The organism is Blautia fusiformis, from assembly GCF_020686995.1.
Lineage (GTDB): Bacteria > Bacillota > Clostridia > Lachnospirales > Lachnospiraceae > Blautia_A > Blautia_A fusiformis.
On sequence record NZ_JAJEPT010000035.1, the window covers coordinates 1 to 1,725 of the forward strand.

The window sequence follows — 1,725 nt, forward strand, 5'->3', positions numbered from 1 at the left end:
GGTTGAATGAAAAAGTAACTTCCACCATGTGCTAGTACTGATAAGTAAAGGGATTTCTGCAGAATTAATTTCTACAAGATATAGATATTTACACAAAACAAAACTATAATATAAGGAGAAAACACCGTGTTTTTACGGGATTGGAACATCACGAAAGGACCGCTGGCTGTTCTTTGCAAGGGTAACTTCCACCGGTCTGGAGAATACGATGCCGGAAATGAATGTGATATTTAGTGTTTTAACAGCGTGGGTTTTAATATCACCTGATCCGTGGGTATATCTTTAAGATCGCAAAGTTCCAATAGTTTTCTGTCTATCAGTAACTGAGCCAGTTTAAATGGGGTACAGCCGTTTAAACTGGCTCTTGCCACGCTATTGATATGGTTAGCTATCAGAGTTACCTTGCTCTGGTTCAGTTGTGCGAAGCCGATACCTTTGGGAAGGATATAACGGATAAATTCATGGTTTTTTTCCAACTTGCCTTTCTGCCAGGACGACATAGGATCACAGTAGAAAACCCGGGATAAACGAGCTGTATCTCCAGGACGTTCAAATATTTCAGGATCTTTAAAAGAGGAGCCATTGTCTGTAAGGATAACAGGAAATAACTTGTGGTATAGAGCTGCTCCAAGCTGTTCATACAGCCAAAGGAAAACCTCCCTGACATTTTTACGGTCATCGGCTTCAAGTAGAAAAAGGAGCATAAGGTTACAATTACGGAAGAGCATAGTCAGAAGTACTTTTTCAGATTTTCCACCAGCGCCTTCCACAACATCTAACTCTACAACATTTGTGTCTGGATATTCTTCAAGATATTTTTCAAAATGCTGGTATGTCCTATTTTCCCGGTAGCCGGTGTTTTCAGGAGTTTTTCTGGTCTTGCGACGTTTTTTATAGCGTACTTTGCGTGGGAGATCCAAATTGATAGCAGTAAAATATCCATGATCAATGTAGTTATATAATGTACGGATAGAACAATTGATAAGCTGCTGATTGGAAGCATAAATATGAGATAATGGCTGTCCTTTAAGGAGAAAAGGTGAAATCAGCTGATCCAGCTGTTCCAGAGATTCGGGTGTCTGGTTGATACCTGAACGGGAAGAAACCTTAATCTCATTATAAAGGTCATGGGCATAATGGGCACGGTAAAAATAGAAGTCATGGGAACAGGTACGTATCTGGTTGCAGTTGTTGCAAACATACGGTGGTTTTTTGAGCCTGTCGCAAAGTACAGGAGTAAAAGCACGGCAATACATGGCACAGCGCTTAGAACGGCACTTAAAGCACAATGACCGGCAGGAAAGGTTGCCACATACATTTCTTTTGTCACAGGAATGAAAGAACTGGCATTCCGAGCGTTTCTTCTGGAGGTCATCCTGATAATGAGGAACATGTATGATATGACGCCGTATCTCCTTTGAGATGGTGGAAGAAGCCTTGTTTAACTTGCGAGCAATCTGAGAAAAGTTTTCCCCAATCTGTATACCATGTTCGATAGCAGCACGGTCAGCGAGAGTAAGGTGTTTGCGGTTTCCAATATTATAAGTAGCCATAAGTAAATCCTCCTTTGTAATAAAAATGGATCATTTCCGGTGATCGGAGGATATGGGCCAGTGTACCCTGGCATTTGTTATAGGATAGCTTATTGCAGGACTAAGTTCCACCCCTAATTTCAGCAAAAGAACATAAAGGGCTGAGGGTGGAAATTAGTTTTTCATTTTACGG

1 protein-coding gene is annotated in these 1,725 nt (G+C 41.0%); it reads right to left on the reverse strand.

The features are described from left to right. Positions 1–230 precede the first annotated feature (230 nt). Positions 231–1,553, reverse strand: a complete 1,323-nt coding sequence (locus tag LKD46_RS16475) for an IS30 family transposase (protein ID WP_227574385.1) — start codon at positions 1,551–1,553, stop codon at positions 231–233. Positions 1,554–1,725 lie beyond the last annotated feature (172 nt).

Excerpts from the sequence above, each read along its gene's own strand:
- LKD46_RS16475 (WP_227574385.1), bottom strand. The coding sequence starts at position 1,553 with ATGGCTACTTATAATATTGGAAACCGCAAACACCTTACTCTCGCTGAC.